Origin of the sequence: Acinetobacter sp. UBA3025 (assembly GCF_002367915.1) — a bacterium.
GTDB lineage: Bacteria > Pseudomonadota > Gammaproteobacteria > Pseudomonadales > Moraxellaceae > Acinetobacter.
In genome coordinates this window covers 1-16,094 of the sequence record NZ_DFDO01000121.1, presented here as the reverse complement: position 1 = coordinate 16,094, position 16,094 = coordinate 1, and the positions used below count along the sequence as shown (strand labels likewise).

General features: G+C 44.0%; 9 protein-coding genes. 1 reads left to right on the top strand and 8 read right to left on the bottom strand.

Annotated elements, in window-relative coordinates; all coding sequences use genetic code 11:
• Nucleotides 1-135: 135 nt before the first annotated feature.
• The 5 genes from htpG to B4J23_RS05275 all read right to left on the bottom strand — a co-directional run bounded on the left by htpG (nucleotide 136) and on the right by B4J23_RS05275 (nucleotide 6,049).
• Nucleotides 136-2,055, bottom strand: coding sequence for a molecular chaperone HtpG (gene htpG / locus B4J23_RS05295; protein ID WP_291359115.1), 1,920 nt, complete (start codon nucleotides 2,053-2,055; stop codon nucleotides 136-138).
• Nucleotides 2,056-2,209: 154 nt separating this feature from the next.
• Nucleotides 2,210-2,554: a lysozyme inhibitor LprI family protein gene (locus B4J23_RS05290; RefSeq protein WP_034170983.1), complete on the bottom strand. Its 345-nt coding sequence runs from the start codon at nucleotides 2,552-2,554 to the stop codon at nucleotides 2,210-2,212.
• A 175-nt stretch (nucleotides 2,555-2,729) separates the two neighbouring features.
• A complete protein-coding gene (locus B4J23_RS05285; protein WP_291359114.1) occupies nucleotides 2,730-3,365 on the bottom strand; it encodes an OmpW/AlkL family protein in 636 nt (211 codons plus the stop codon).
• Nucleotides 3,366-3,701: 336 nt separating this feature from the next.
• Nucleotides 3,702-5,069: a Na+/H+ antiporter family protein gene (locus tag B4J23_RS05280; RefSeq protein ID WP_291359113.1), complete on the bottom strand. Its 1,368-nt coding sequence runs from the start codon at nucleotides 5,067-5,069 to the stop codon at nucleotides 3,702-3,704.
• Nucleotides 5,070-5,167: 98 nt separating this feature from the next.
• Nucleotides 5,168-6,049, bottom strand: coding sequence for an alpha/beta fold hydrolase (locus B4J23_RS05275; RefSeq protein ID WP_291359112.1), 882 nt, complete (start codon nucleotides 6,047-6,049; stop codon nucleotides 5,168-5,170).
• A gap of 117 nt (nucleotides 6,050-6,166) precedes the next feature.
• On the opposite strand from B4J23_RS05275, the gene B4J23_RS05270 reads away from it, so the two are divergent.
• The gene (locus tag B4J23_RS05270; protein WP_291359111.1) at nucleotides 6,167-6,661 is read left to right on the top strand and encodes a DUF4442 domain-containing protein; all 495 of its coding nucleotides are present in this window, start codon (nucleotides 6,167-6,169) and stop codon (nucleotides 6,659-6,661) included.
• Nucleotides 6,662-6,729: 68 nt separating this feature from the next.
• Here B4J23_RS05270 and B4J23_RS05265 read toward each other — a convergent pair whose 3' ends face one another.
• The 3 genes from B4J23_RS05265 to rpoB all read right to left on the bottom strand — a co-directional run bounded on the left by B4J23_RS05265 (nucleotide 6,730) and on the right by rpoB (nucleotide 15,801).
• Nucleotides 6,730-7,095, bottom strand: coding sequence for a DNA transfer protein p32 (locus tag B4J23_RS05265; RefSeq protein ID WP_034170980.1), 366 nt, complete (start codon nucleotides 7,093-7,095; stop codon nucleotides 6,730-6,732).
• A gap of 260 nt (nucleotides 7,096-7,355) precedes the next feature.
• Nucleotides 7,356-11,555, bottom strand: a complete 4,200-nt coding sequence (gene rpoC, locus B4J23_RS05260) for a DNA-directed RNA polymerase subunit beta' (protein WP_004781676.1) — start codon at nucleotides 11,553-11,555, stop codon at nucleotides 7,356-7,358.
• A 157-nt stretch (nucleotides 11,556-11,712) separates the two neighbouring features.
• Entirely contained in the window at nucleotides 11,713-15,801 is a 4,089-nt protein-coding gene (gene rpoB / locus B4J23_RS05255) for a DNA-directed RNA polymerase subunit beta (RefSeq protein WP_004781674.1), read from the bottom strand.
• Nucleotides 15,802-16,094: the final 293 nt, after the last annotated feature.

Genomic DNA, 16,094 nt, shown 5'->3' with positions numbered 1-16,094 from the left:
TCAGATTTAAAACTTAAAGGTATTTTTTTATTCTGGCTATCGCTTTTTTAAATCATTAAAGGGGAATCCAAGTTTTAAGCGCTAAATTCAGAACATAAAAAATCCCTCCGTAGAGGGATTTTTGAAATATAAAAATTAACCCAACAATAGACTGTTAATACGTTTTACATACTCAGCCGGATTTTCTGGTAGACCACCTTCTGCAATCATTGCCTGATCAAAGATCACATTGGCCAGATCATCAAACTGGGCAGAACCTTCCAGTTTTTTCACCAATGGATGCTCCGGGTTAATCTCCAGAATCGGCTTCACATCCGGTACAGGCTGACCTGCATCTTTCAGCATACGGATCAGTTGTGGAGAAAGCTCCCCTTCCCCTGTGACCAGACAGGCTGGTGAATCAACCAGACGAGTCGTTACACGTACTTCTTTGGTTTTGTCTTTCAAAGAATCTGTCAGCTTTTCAACCACAGGTTTGAACTGTTCAGCAGCAGCTTCCAGTGCTTTTTTCTCTTCTGCATCTTGCAGATCACCTAGGTCGACTGCACCCTTAGATACGTTTTGCAATGGGGTACCATCAAACTCATGCACGAAGTTCATTGCCCATTCATCGACGCGTTCTGACATCAGCAATACTTCAATGCCTTTTTTCTTGAATACTTCCAGTTGCGGTGAGTTTTTCGCAGCATTCAGGCTTTCAGCGGTAATGTAGTAAATCGCTTTCTGGCCTTCTTTCATGCGTGCTTTATAGTCTGCCAATGAAGTGCTCACCTCATCATTGGTCGAAGTTGCATAGCGCAGCAGTTTCAAGATGCGTTCGCGATTACCGAAATCTTCTCCCAGACCTTCTTTCAGCACCGCACCAAATTCGCGGTAGAAAGTTTTGAAGTTTTCCTGATCTTTTTCATCTTCAGATTTTGCCAGATTATCCAAAGTTGTCAGAATACGGCGAGTGTTACCTTCACGGATGGTTTTCACATCACGGCTTTCCTGCAGCAATTCACGGCTCACATTTAATGGCAGATCGGCACTGTCTACCACGCCCTGTACAAAGCGCAGATAGTTTGGAATCAGGTTATCCGCATCATCCATAATGAAGACACGTTTCACATAGAGCTTGATGCCGGCCTTGGCTTCACGAGTGAAAATATCCTGTGGCGCTTTGCTTGGGATATAAAGCAGTTGGGTATATTCAGTACTACCTTCAACACGGTTATGCGCCCAAGCCAATGGTGCAGCAAAATCATGGGTTAGGTTTTTATAGAATTCGGTATATTGCTCTTCAGTAATCTCAGATTTATTCCGAGTCCACAATGCGCTAGCCGAGTTAATTGCTTCCCACTCATCGGTCTTCACATATTGACCGCCTTTTGGTGTTTCACCTTCAGCAACTTCTTCTTCCTGCCAGACTTCTTTTTGCATCTGGATTGGCAGGCTAATGTGATCTGAATATTTATTAATGATCTGTTTGACTTTATAGCTTTGCAGATAATCCAGCGCATCTTCACGTAGATGCAGGATAATATCGGTACCACGACCTTCTTTGGTGATCTGTTCAACTTCGAATTCACCGGTACCGCCACTGATCCAGCGCACCCCTTCTGAGGCATCCGTACCGGCACGGCGTGATTCTACAGTAATCTTATCAGCCACAATAAAGCCTGAGTAGAAGCCGACACCAAACTGGCCAATCAGCTGAGCATCAGCTTTCTGATCACCTGTCAGTTTTGACATAAAGTCTTTGGTACCAGATTTGGCAATTGTCCCCAAATTTTCAATGGCTTCTTGCTGGCTTAAACCGATCCCGTTATCTGAAATGGTAATAGTTTTATTTTCTGGATCGAGGCTGACACGTACGCGGAGGTCAGGATCATTTTCATAATATTCAGGATGGTTGATCCCTTCAAAACGTAATTTGTCACACGCATCTGAAGCATTAGAAATTAATTCACGCAGGAAAATTTCAGGATTTGAATAAAGCGAATGGGTCACGAGGTGCAGTAACTGCGCTACCTCAGCCTGGAAACTGTGTTTTTGTACGCTTAAATCGCTCATGAATCACTCCTATTATTTTAGATACAGATGTTAACTGCTGCCTATATGAATGGAGTGAGTTCAATAATTTTCAATAGCCTCAAAATAATTTTTTCGCAAAAAATATTTTTATGGCTTTCATTTTTATCAGTTTAATTGATGGGATGGACAAGACTTAATAAGGCCCCATTTTATAGATACGATCAAAATGCAGATCCAGCTGCTGCTGACGCATGTTATAAACCTGACTCAAACAGGATACGGATTCCTGGCAGCGGTCACGGAACTGCAGCCATTTCACCTGATCGCGTTGAATCACCGAACGTGTTCCCATCGGCACCATACGGCGCAAGATGTTATAGCTGGTACTCATTTTGACATCAGCATCATTCAGCAAACGATGTTCACAAATTGTTTTCTCAGTCGCGGTTGTCGCTTTCTGACAATTAAAACTGGCAGCATAACTCTGTGAAATAAACAGCGTGCTGAAGATCAAAAGACTCTTCGACAAAAAACTCATGCTTTGATCTTCCTTATTATTAAGTCGTATTCAATTAATATTTACTTTATTCGTTTTAATATATTTGAGTATTGCCAATCTGCTCAATTTCAATACGTTATAAATCGTTGTTATTTTGAAAAAAAGCCCCATTCAGGATGAGGCTTTTGGAAAAAATGAACCAAAAAATTGGAGCTTAGAATTTATAGCTATAACCGATTGTATACACCCAAGGATCGATTCCAAATTCACCTAAATTAATTTTTGTCCCATCAGCAGTCTTTGCTTCCAGATCTGTATCTAAGTCTGCATAACGTGCATCAACAAAGACACCCCAGTTTTTTGCATCCGCTGGCTGGAAGTTAAAGCCGACTTGGCCAGCTACCCCATAAGCAACATCTGCATCAAGCTTTGCTACACCTAATGCGTCTTTTGCAGTTTGGCTAAATTCTTCATCCCATGGAATGAATACAGTAGCACCTACACCGATATATGGAGTAAAGCGGCTTGAATTTTTAAAATTATATTTGGCTGTGATTGTTGGTGGTAGATGTTTTAATGATGCAATTTTCACATCACCCGCCATCTCAACATCATGTTTAAATGGGGTAGCCAATAATAATTCGGCTGAAATATTGTCATTGAAGAAATATTCGACTGAAGGAGTAAAATTGAGTTCGCTACTTGCTTTAGCATCTTCAACTACACCAGGAATCAGGTCAGTTTCCTGAGTAGGTGCTAATACAGAAGCCCCCACTTTCACTTGCCATTGCCCTGCCATCGCAGATGCTGAAAGACCCATTAATGCAATAATAGCTACTTGCTTTAACATTTTAAAATACCCCCAAGGGAAGAATAATTATTAAGAAAATATTTCTTAATTAATAATAAACATGGCTTAAATTAATATGCAATAGATATTATAAAACTAAATTTTATTTATTATTTAAGTATATGTAATTATTAAATATTTATTTTAAATTGACTATATTGGTTGGTTTTAAATACCCAGTAATTTAATCAGATTAAAATAATAATATTCAGAGTAAAATAATCAGGTTTATATTAATTTTTTTATTTAAACATATATTTTAAATACATCTTATAATTTATTTTAAATCTAGGCAAATCTGCTCCGATTTATATCAGAGCAGATTATAAAAAGGACTTACAGAACCATAGCTGCAATCCAGCCAAAAATCATAAGTGGAATATTAAAATGAATGAAGGTTGGAACCACACTATCCTTCATATGGTCATGCTGACCATCCATATTCAGACCGGATGTTGGGCCTAGAGTTGAATCTGATGCTGGAGAACCGGCATCGCCCAAAGCAGCCGCAGTCCCGATAATTGCAATAGTTGCTGCAGGACTAAAACCAAATTGAATACAGAGCGGTACATAGATAATCGCCAGAATTGGCACAGTCGAAAATGATGAACCGATACCCAAAGTAATCAGCAGACCAATCAATAACATCAGGAAAGCAGCCAGTGCCTGGCTATCACCAATCCAGTTTACCGAAGCTGCGACTAAGGCGGGTACCTGATTAGTCGCTTCAATTACGGCAGCAAAACCTTGCGCGGCAATCATGATAAAGCCAACCAAGGCCATCATACGCATACCGGTGATGATCACATCATCTGCTTCTTTCCATTTAAAGATTCCAGCACAACTCAAGATTGCGACACCGACCAGACCGGCAAGAATCATCGAATCTGAATAGAGCTGTACTGCAAGGGTTGCAAAGACAGCAACCGCTGCCATCCAGATGGTCAGTTTGGCAATTTGTGGTTTCGCTGATTTTTGTTCTACACCCAGTTCAGCAGAGATACTTTGCTGCTGTTCCACATGGATATCTTTATAGAGACGCGGCTTACGGTAGCTGATAAACATGGCCACCAGCAAACCCACGAACATACCTGAGACCGGAATCGCCATCGCAGCGGAAATCTGGTCATAAGTAATCTCAAAGCCATAGGGCTTACCAAAGGTATTGATGTTATGGCCCAAAATATCATTCAGGAAGATGGCACCAAAACCGACTGGAACCAACATATATGTTCCCACCAGACCAAAGGTCAGCAGACAGGCCACCAAACGGCGATCCAGCTTCAGATGGTTAAATACCAGCAATAACGGTGGAATCAGAACCGGAATAAAGGCGATGTGCACTGGAATCACGTTTTGCGAGAAAACGGCAGCCAATGCGACGGTACAGAAGATCAGATATTTAACCTTGTTCTGTGCCTTTTCTGATGCCTCACCTTTTAAGGTGGTAATCATTTTATAGGCCAGCAAGTCAGGCAAACCGGAACGTGCCAAGGCCAAAGCAAAAGCACCCAGGATGCCATAAGCCAAGGCAATTTTAGCGCCGCCGCCCAGACCATTGTTAAATGCATCTAAAGTTCCCTGGAGGCCAAGACCTGCCAGCAAACCACCCGTAACAGCACCAATGACCAGGGCAAAAACCACAGGTACACGTGCCAATGAGAGTCCAAACATGACTCCAATAGCAGCAAGAATTGCGAACATAATGAATTGGGAATGAGAGAAAACGGCTATTTTATCAGAAAATCCGGATAAAAATTCTTCCACTTATCCCTTGCCGAGTCACGTTCCCAATCTCCATATTAAGTAGTTGCTGTTAATTTTTGCTGAATAAAATTATGGATTAGATGAGCCACCTGTTCCGGCTGACTCAAAATCGCCCAGTGATTGGCATTTAATTCTACCCTGGAAAAATCTTCCACCCATTTTGGCATTTCATCAATCAGATCCGGGCCAACAAACTGGTCTTTTTTGAGCACAATTGCCTGTACCGGACAGACCGCAAAACGCTGTCTAGGTCGAGATAAACGTGGTAGAAAGTTCGCCCGATACAGATTAACGCCATATTTTCCATCTTTGACAATATTCTGGTTTAGCGGCAGATTACCTTGCTGTTCCAGCTGACTGATTTTTTTGCCCCAACGTTCTGCATTAAAAAAATTCCATGCAGTAGGCGCTATAAAAGGCAACTGGAATACCGCGATATACCAGGACTTGGTCATCTGTTTAAAGAACTTGATCTTATGCTGTTTAAACTGTTCACGCATCCAGAAAGCAGCATGATCCAGACATGGACCTGACATGGTGCTGAAAGACAAAATCCGGCCTTTAAATTTAGGTTCGGTGACCGCTTCCCAAGCCTGGATTGACCCCCAGTCATGAGCCGCGAGGTGGAAAGTTCGTCCCGGCAAGACCTGATCGACCACTTGCTCTAAATCTGCACACAGACGTTCCAGACGATAATCCCGAATTTTCTTGGGAACGCTGGAGTCTCCTGCTCCGCGCACATCATAGGTCACCACAAAATAATCCTGAACAAGGTGAGAAATCACCGCTTCCCAAACATCCTGATGGTCAGGATAACCATGAACCAGCACTAAAGCTGGTTGTTCAGGCTCGCCCCAGGTTTTCACATAGAGACGTTGATGATCGCTGGTATCTACCCACTGGCTATGTCTTTGCATAGATGTATCCTTATTCGCTGATTGACTCTTTTATTGTTGAAATAGGCACGATTTATCAATGCCAGCTTATTTTTGTTGTTCTAGTATGCATACGAGACCAGAAAAAAGAATATCCGCATGAGCCTATTACGAAAAATTCAGCAACTGCCCTTGTTATCCAAATTTATACTGAATCGCTATGCCCCTTACCGTGGAGCAGGCATTGTCATTGATGAAATGGACTTTGCCAATTATCACGTTCGCGTGAAAATGCCACTGACTCGCAAGAATCAGAATATTGTCGGAGTACATTTTGGTGGCAGCCTGTATTCCATGGTCGATCCGTTTTATATGTTATTGCTGATGCACCATCTGGGTCCAAAATACATTGTTTGGGATAAAAGCTCTACCATTCAATTTTTAGCGCCAGGACGTGGAACGGTCTATGCGGACATCCGGATTTCCAAACAGGAGGTACAAACAGTGAAAGATCTGGCAGCTGACCATAGTCCGGTTTATCGCCAGTATCAGCTCAATATTTATGATGATTCCGGTGTGCGTATCGCTGAAGTACAAAAGACCGTTTATATCCGCCTTAAACAGAGCAAAGCCAAGCCTCGAGAAGCTAAATAACGAAATATAAATAAACTAAAAGCGCCATGGAGGCGCTTTTAAATCGATCTGGAGGATAGTTCTGCCGATTAACGACGACGGTTATTCTGTTCGATCGCCGCACCAGCACCACCACCGATGGCACCACCAATTGCAGCCCCACCTGTACCGCCAAAGATGCTTTTACCCACTGCAGAACCTACAGCACCACCGACACCACTATAGGTCGCATTACGGTTTGAACCACCTTGAGCTTTACTGCCGACTGCTGCACCGGCACCACCACCAACTGCTGCACCAACACCACCACCCACTCTGTTACCTACACCACCACCCACTGCACCACCGAGCGCAGCTGCGCCAATACGCTGATCTTTAGCAGACATATTTTCACAACCTGCCAACATAAAAGTGGAGATAGTTGCAACAGCCATTACGCTCATTAACTTTTTCATGATCTTGGCCTTCCTTCGTGCTTTGACTTAAGATTAACCTGATTTTAAGGAGCGATTCATAACAAGATGTTAAATCTTGAAACCCTCATGATTTATTTTGTAAAGAGCGCATGAAAGATCATGTTTTATTGATGATTTCTCCATATTTAGGACAAGTAACTTTCAGATCATTTGACCTTTTCTAGCGATATAAATATGAATAATTTTAGGAAATAAAAAAGCCACCCGAAGGTGGCTTTTTAAAATGATTTAGCGGCTAATTACAGACCGTTAAATTCATCGCTGAATGCTTGGCTCAACGCTTGATCCACATCAGAGAAGTCATTGTGCAGTTCAAATTCTGCAGCTTCTGCTTCTTGACGACGACGCTCTAAGTGGTAAGCCAGACCTGTACCCGCTGGGATCAGACGACCTACAACTACGTTTTCTTTCAGACCACGTAAATCATCTTCTTTACCTGTTACGGCCGCTTCAGTTAACACACGAGTAGTTTCCTGGAACGATGCAGCAGAGATGAACGAGTCAGTAGAAAGCGACGCTTTGGTAATACCCATCAATTGACGTTCAAACTTCGCAGGGAACTTGTTCTGCGCAAGAACAGCTTGGTTCTCTTGCATCACACGGATGTAATCCACTTGTTCACCTTTGATGAAGCTTGTATCGCCACCGTCAGTGATATCAACTTTACGCAGCATCTGACGTACGATCACTTCAATATGCTTGTCGTTGATTTTTACACCTTGCAGACGGTAAACGTCCTGAACTTCGTTCACGATGTAGTTGGTCAACGCCACTTCACCTTTCAGACGTAAGATGTCATGCGGGTTCTGTGGACCATCAGAAATAGTTTCACCACGGTTCACATGCTCGCCTTCGAACACGTTAATGGTACGCCATTTCGGAATCAGCTCTTCGTAGATCTCAGAACCATCATCCGGAGTAATCACCAGACGGTTTTTACCTTTGGTTTCTTTACCGAAGCTTACAACACCTGACACTTCTGCAAGGATTGCGTGTTCTTTCGGTTTACGTGCTTCGAACAAGTCAGCAACACGTGGCAGACCACCGGTAATATCACGAGTACGTGAAGATTCTTGTGGTACACGACCAATTACGTCACCCACACCAATTGTTTCGCCATCACGGACAGAAAGAATGGTGTTCTGTGGCAAGAAGTAGAACTGTTCGCCGCCATCTACTGTGTCAAGCACAACAGCTGGACGTAAATCTTTACCAGAAGCAGGACGTGCTGTTACAGGCAAGATTTCAACAGTGGTCATACCAGTTGCATCATCAGTTTTCGATGTTGCAGTTACACCATCAGCGATTTGGCTGAAGCGAACTTTACCAGCTACTTCTGTTACAAGTGGATGTGTATGCGGATCCCAAGTCGCTACGATACCGCCTGCTTCTACAGCTTCGCCATCTTTCAGCAAGATAGACGCACCGTATGGCAGTTTGTAACGTTCACGTTCACGACCTAAGTCATCTGCAATACCGATTTCACCTGAACGTGAAGTTGATACCAAGTGACCTTTGGCATGTTGTACAGTTTTCACGTTGTGGAAACGTACAGTACCTTTGTTACGAACTTGTACGCTGTTTGCAGCAGAAGTTCGGCTCGCAGCACCACCTACGTGGAACGTACGCATGGTTAACTGTGTACCCGGCTCACCAATCGACTGAGCAGCCATAACACCTACAGATTCACCTGGGTTTACCAAGTGACCGCGTGCAAGGTCACGACCGTAACATTTCGCACAAACACCGAAAGTAGATTCACAAGATACCACTGAACGTACTTTAACTTCGTCGACACCTTGCTCTTCCAGGTAGTTTGCAAGTTTTTCGTCGATCAATGTGTTACGCGGCAGAATAACTTCTTCAGTACCTGCACGTTTCACATCTTCAGCTACTACACGACCCAGTACTCGAGTACCCAGGTTCTCGATCACGTCACCGCCTTGAATGAACGGAGTCATGACAAGACCAGACAACGTACCACAATCCGGCTCAGTGATGACCAAGTCTTGCGCAACGTCTACCAGACGACGAGTCAGGTAACCAGAGTTCGCTGTTTTCAGTGCTGTATCGGCCAAACCTTTACGTGCACCGTGTGTTGAAATGAAGTACTGAAGTACTGTCAGACCTTCACGGAAGTTCGCTTTAATAGGCGTTTCAATGATCGAACCATCCGGTTTCGCCATCAGACCACGCATACCAGCCAACTGACGAATCTGAGCTGCGGAACCACGGGCACCAGAGTCAGACATCATGTAGATGCTGTTGAATGATTTCTGTTTCTCATCCTCACCCTGTTTGTTCTTAACAGTCGTGAATGACAAGTTGTCCATCATCGCTTTCGCTACCTGGTCGTTTGTACGCGCCCAGATATCGACAACTTTGTTATAGCGTTCGCCGGCAGTTACGAAACCTTGTTCGAACTGTTGTTCGATTTCGCGAACTTCAGCTTCTGCTTTCCCGATAATCGCTTGTTTTTGTGGTGGAATGACCATGTCTTCCATACCCACAGAAACACCAGAACGAGTCGCTTGACGGAAGCCAAGGTACATCAATTGGTCAGCGAAGATAACAGTGTCTTTCAGACCCAGTTTACGGTAGCAAGAGTTGATTAACTTAGAGATGTTCTTTTTAGTCATCTCAACGTTAATTTGCTGGAAGTCCATACCTTCAGGCACAACTTCCCAAAGCAGACAGCGACCAGGAGTCGTATCTACGATAATCGTTTGCTGTTCACGTTCGCCGTTTTCGTTGATCACGGTTTGGTGTACACGTGCTTTCACGCGAGCGTGCATATCCACCTGACCAGTCGCAAGCGCACGGTTTACTTCGTCAGTGTCCGCGAACACCATGCCTTCACCTTTGGCATTTACCGCATCACGCGTGATGTAGTAAAGACCCAAGACAACGTCCTGAGACGGTACGATGATTGGCTCACCGTTCGCTGGAGACAGAATGTTGTTGGTCGACATCATTAACGCACGAGCTTCTAACTGAGCTTCAAGTGTTAATGGTACGTGTACCGCCATTTGGTCACCATCGAAGTCGGCGTTGAACGCAGCACATACGAGCGGGTGAAGACGGATCGCTTTACCTTCAATTAGGATAGGTTCGAATGCTTGAAGACCTAGACGGTGAAGTGTTGGCGCACGGTTCAACATCACTGGATGTTGACGAATCACAGATGCTAGAACGTCCCAAACTTCTGGAGTTTCGCGCTCAACCATTTTCTTCGCAGCTTTAATGGTTGTAGCCTGACCAGATGCTTGCAGTTTCGCAAAGATAAATGGCTTGAACAGCTCAAGCGCCATTTTCTTAGGAAGACCACATTGGTGTAAACGCAGGCTTGGACCTACGGTAATTACCGAACGACCAGAGTAATCGACACGTTTACCCAACAAGTTCTGACGGAAACGACCTTGTTTACCTTTGATCATATCTGCCAAAGATTTAAGCGGACGTTTGTTAGAACCAGTAATTGCACGACCACGACGACCGTTATCCAGCAATGCATCTACAGATTCTTGCAACATACGTTTTTCGTTACGTACGATGATATCTGGAGCCGCAAGGTCAAGAAGACGTTTCAAACGGTTGTTACGGTTGATCACACGACGGTAAAGGTCGTTCAGGTCAGACGTTGCGAAACGACCACCTTCAAGTGGTACAAGCGGACGAAGATCTGGTGGAAGTACAGGAAGTACGTTCATCACCATCCATTCTGGCTTGTTGTTCGAATCGTTGAATGCTTCCATCAATTTCAGACGCTTAGAAGCTTTTTTAAGCTTAGTTTCTGAAGTTGTGTTTGGAATTTCTTCACGAAGACGCGCAATTTCAGCTTCAAGATCGATATCTTTAAGCAAGTCTTGAACCGCTTCTGCACCCATTTTCGCAGTGAATTCATCACCGTGTTCTTCTAACGCATTGAAGTATTCTTCATCGTTAAGAAGTTGGTATTTCTCAAATGGAGTCATACCTGGGTCAGTTACAACGTAAGATTCGAAATACAATACGCGTTCGATATCACGTAGCGTCATGTCTAAAAGAAGACCGATACGGCTAGGCAGTGATTTCAAGAACCAGATGTGTGCAACTGGAGACGCAAGCTCGATGTGACCCATACGTTCACGACGAACTTTCGCAGTTGTTACTTCAACGCCACATTTTTCACAAATGACGCCTTTGTATTTCATACGCTTGTATTTACCACACAAGCATTCGTAATCTTTTACTGGACCAAAGATTTTGGCACAGAATAAACCGTCACGTTCTGGCTTGAACGTACGATAGTTAATGGTCTCTGGCTTTTTAACTTCACCATGAGACCACGACTTAATCATTTCTGGTGACGCAAGACCAATACGGATGCGATCAAACTCTACTGGAGCATGACCGTCGGAATCCGTCTTTTTGCGCATGATATCGAGCAAGTCTTTCAATTTTTTTCTCCGTGTGTCGAGGAGATTTTCACTTCCCGACTGGGTCACAAATATTGTTTTTTACTGAAATTCGGGAATCTCAAGAATCCCCCTAAATCCCCCTTTATAAAGGGGGACTTTCTCCCCTCTTTCTTAAAGATGGGTCGGGGGAGATTTCTTAGTCACCATTTTTCAGTTCAATGTTGATACCTAAAGAACGGATCTCTTTGGTCAATACGTTGAACGATTCAGGCATACCTGGGTCCATATAATGGTTACCATCTACAATGTTCTTATAGATACGGGTACGGCCTTCAACGTCATCCGACTTCACAGTAAGCATTTCTTGAAGCGTATATGCTGCACCGTATGCTTCCAGTGCCCAGACTTCCATCTCACCGAAACGCTGACCACCGAATTGTGCTTTACCACCCAGCGGCTGTTGCGTTACTAGAGAGTAAGAACCAGTAGAACGCGCATGCATCTTGTCGTCAACCAAGTGGTTCAGTTTCAGCATGTACATGTAACCTACAGTTACAGGACGGTCGAAACGTTCACCAGTACGGCCATCATACAATACTGTTTGACCTGTACGTGACAAACCAGCAAGCTCAAGTAATTCTTTGATCTGACCTTCTTCAGCACCGTCAAATACTGGAGTTGCCAGAGGAACACCTTTACGCAAGTTACCAGACAACTTCAAGATTTCTTCATCAGTCAGGCTGTCAAGATCTTCTTGCTGACCGCCAACCTTATTATAAATCTTGTCTAGGAAATCACGCAGTTCAAGAACTGTACGCTGTTCTTTCAGCATCTTGTCGATTTGATCGCCAAGACCTTTGGCTGCCATACCCAAGTGAGTTTCCAGAATCTGACCGACGTTCATACGTGATGGTACACCGAGCGGGTTCAGTACGATATCTACTGGTACACCATTGGCATCGTGCGGCATGTCTTCAACAGGCAGGATGTTAGAAACTACACCCTTGTTACCGTGACGACCCGCCATCTTATCACCAGGCTGGATACGACGTTTAACGGCCAGGTAAACCTTAACAACTTTCAATACGCCAGTTGTCAGTTCGTCACCTGTAGAAAGTTTGCGTTTTTTCTCAGCAAATTTCTCATCAATTTCAAGGCTCTTCTCTTTTAAGAACACTTGAATTTGAGTTAAACGTTCAGCAATTGCTTCATCACTTGGTTGGATATCAAGCAGATCAACCAGCTCTAAACCAGATAACAATTCTTCAGACAGTTTGTCACCGCGTTTAGTAGTACCGCCACCGTTAGATTCCTGACCTTTCAACAGACGGACAATACGTTCGCGTGCTGCCTCTTCGAAGATTTTGTATTCTTCTTTCAAGTCTTTACGGTAAGCATCAAGCTGAGCTTTTTCAATTGCCTGAGCACGTTCGTCTTTCTCAAGACCGTCACGTGTAAACACTTGAACGTCGATCACAGTACCTTTAGTACCCGATGGAACACGTAAAGAAGAGTCTTTTACGTCAGCCGCTTTTTCACCGAAGATTGCACGAAGCAGTTTTTCTTCAGGAGTTAACTGAGTTTCACCTTTAGGCGTTACTTTACCTACCAGGATGTCACCCGCGGTCACTTCAGCACCGATGTAAACGATACCTGACTCGTCCAGTTTAGAAAGCGCTGCTTCACCCACGTTCGGGATATCGGCAGTAATTTCTTCAGCACCCAGTTTGGTATCACGTGCAACACATGAAAGTTCCTGGATGTGAATAGACGTTAAACGGTCTTCTTGAAGAACACGCTCAGATAACAAGATCGAGTCTTCGTAGTTGTAACCGTTCCAAGTCATGAACGCTACACGCATGTTTTGACCCAATGCTAGCTCACCACCATCAGTTGATGGACCGTCAGCCAGAACGTCGCCACGACCTACTTTATCGCCCAGGTTCACAAGAACTTTCTGGTTGATACAAGTGTTCTGGTTAGAACGTGTGTATTTGATCAGGTTATAGATATCTACACCTGCTTCGCCCGCAACCATTTCGTCTTCGTTGACACGAATTACAACACGCGAAGCGTCAACAAATTCAATACGACCACCACGTTTCGCGATTACACATACACCAGAGTCATGTGCTACGTTCGCTTCCATACCGGTACCAACCAGTGGTTTGTCAGCGATTAACGTAGGAACAGCCTGACGTTGCATGTTCGAACCCATCAATGCACGGTTGGCGTCATCGTGCTCAAGGAACGGAATCAGTGATGCTGCTACAGATACAACCTGTTGAGCAGATACGTCCATATGCGTCACTTTTTCAGGAGGCATACGTACGAATTCACCTTGGTGACGTACAGAAACGAATTCTTCAGACAGGTTGCCGTCTTTATCTACTGCAGAGTCGGCCTGTGCAATCACAGTACCTACTTCTTCAATCGCAGACAGGTATTCAACGTCATCAGTTACGCGGCCATCAACCACTTTACGGTATGGAGTTTCCAGGAAACCGAAGTTGTTACATTTGGCGTAAACAGACAGAGAGTTGATCAAACCAATGTTTGGACCCTCAGGAGTCTCAATTGGACATACACGACCATAGTGAGTTTGATGTACGTCACGTACTTCGAAGCCCGCACGTTCACGAGTCAAACCACCAGGCCCAAGTGCTGATACACGACGCTTGTGGGTAATTTCAGATAATGGGTTGTTTTGGTCCATGAACTGAGACAACTGGCTTGAACCAAAGAATTCTTTGATTGCAGCAGCCACTGGCTTCGCATTGATCAGGTCTTGCGGAGACAGATTATCAGTTTCAGCTTGAGACAAACGTTCTTTAACAGCACGTTCTACACGAACCAGACCTACACGGAATTGGTTCTCAGTCATTTCACCCACAGAACGAACACGACGGTTACCCAAGTGGTCGATATCGTCGACTTCACCTTTACCGTTACGGATTTCTACTAATGTTTTTAATACATCAGTGATATCTTCATTCGAGAGAATGCCTTCAACTTCGCGTGACTTCTGATCAGTACCCACTTCGTAAGGACGACCCAAACGACGGTTGAACTTCATACGGCCGACTGGAGACAGATCATAACGCTCAGAAGAGAAGAACAGGTTGTTGAACAGGTTCTCAGCAGCTTCTTTTGTTGGTGGCTCACCTGGACGCATGACTTTGTAGATTTCTACAAGTGCTTCATCACGGCTTACTGTGGTATCAGCACGTAATGTATCCGCAATGAATGGACCACGGTCGATATCGTTAGTGAACAGGATGTTGAACTGTTTCACGCCGCCTTCTGCAATTTTCACCATAATTTCATGGCTTAGAACAGTATTGGCTGCAATCACATCACCATCTTTCAGTGGGATGTCTTCAGCAGTGATACGTTCGTACAGGTATTCATCAGGAACAGAAAGCTTCTCAAGACCAGATGCTTCCATTTGACGTACATGACGTGCGTTAATACGTTTACCTTGTTCAACAATGACTTTGCCGTCTTTGTCAGCAATGTCGAACTGTGCCATTTCACCGCGCAGGCGCTCTGGAACAAGGTCAATCTGGTAGCTACCCATGTCCAGATACACAGGTACTTTCTCGTAGAACATGTCGAGAATTTGTTCGTTGGCATAACCCAGCGCACGAAGCACCACAGTCGCAAGCAATTTACGACGACGGTCAATACGTACGTAGACCAGGTCTTTGGCATCGAATTCAAAGTCTAACCATGAACCACGGTAAGGAATGATACGAGCTGAATAAAGGACTTTACCGCTTGAGTGAGTTTTGCCTTTATCGTGGTCAAAGAATACGCCCGGTGAACGGTGCAATTGCGATACGATTACACGCTCGGTACCATTAATGACGAAAGTACCGTTGTCTGTCATAAGCGGCATTTCGCCCATGTAGACTTCTTGTTCACGTACGTCTTTGATTGATTTAGTTTCGCGATCTTTCAGGATCAAACGAATTTTTACGCGCATTGGTGCTGCATAAGTTGAGCCACGAAGGATACATTCGCGTACATCAAACTCAGGCTTACCAAGACTATACTCAACGAATTCTAAAGCAGCATTGCCAGAATAACTTTCAATAGGAAAAACTGAACGAAATGCGGCTTGGAGACCGATATCTTCGCGGTTTTTTGGTGATTTGCCATCTTGTAAGAATGTTCTGTACGAGTCGACTTGAATCGCGAGCAGGTACGGAGCATCCATAACGCTAGGCAATTTACCAAAATTCTTACGGATCCGTTTCTTTTCGGTATATGAGTATGCCATCTGGAGTCCTCGGAAAGTGTAAACCAAGCCCGCCTGCAGAACGGGCTCAGAAGGAATTACGCTGGCCGATATGGCCACCACTCTTTACAAATGCTGCAATTTTTAGTGGTATTAAAACGCTTAACAATATTTTTTTAATGAAAAATATTGGTAAGCGTTTGTTCATTATGTTTATTTTTAATTTGTATGAATTTTATATCATGCAAACAAAAATCGAGCCGATTATTGTAACGCAAAAAGGCTGATGACCCAAGAGCCATCAGCCAATTTTTGGAGCCGATTATAAAAAAACC